Raw genomic sequence first — 605 nt, 5'->3', positions numbered from 1 at the left:
ATAATCTCATCAATACGGTTTAAAAATTCAGGACGGAAAGCCGCTTTAACGACATTCATAACATCATTTTTTGCCTGATCGGTTGTTTGCCCTTCAGGCAAAGCAGTTAAAAACTCAGCACCAAGATTTGAGGTCATAATCAACAAAGTGTTACGAAAATCGACGGTACGTCCTTGACTATCGGTCAAGCGTCCCTCATCCAACACTTGCAACAAGAGATTAAAAATATCAGGGTGTGCTTTTTCAATTTCGTCAAACAGAATGACCTGGTAAGGTCTTCTACGTACAGCTTCGGTCAGCACCCCACCCTCTTCATATCCAACATATCCAGGAGGTGCCCCAATCAGCCGCGCCCCAGCATGTTTTTCCATATATTCCGACATATCGATGCGCAACATGGCATTGGAGTCTTGGAAAAGAAAAGCAGCAAGAGCTTTGGTTAATTCGGTTTTCCCCACACCAGTAGGACCCAAAAACATGAAAGAGCCAAGGGGACGATTGGGATCTTGCAACCCTGCACGCGCGCGGCGTACAGCACGAGAAACAGCTTGAACAGCCTCTCCCTGACCAATCACACGTTTGCTAATTTCATCTTCCATCCGCAA

Annotated in this window: 1 protein-coding gene; it reads right to left on the bottom strand. The window is 45.8% G+C overall.

All coding sequences use genetic code 11. From position 1 onward, the window contains the following. Positions 1-605 (bottom strand): AAA family ATPase (locus tag ACFIL8_RS12885; protein ID WP_375690053.1); only part of this gene is annotated, 605 nt, incomplete at both ends.

The sequence above is a fragment of the Bartonella sp. AP57NXGY genome (assembly GCF_042195805.1).
In the GTDB taxonomy this organism is placed as follows: domain Bacteria; phylum Pseudomonadota; class Alphaproteobacteria; order Rhizobiales; family Rhizobiaceae; genus Bartonella.
This window is presented reverse-complemented; position numbering and strand designations above follow the sequence as displayed.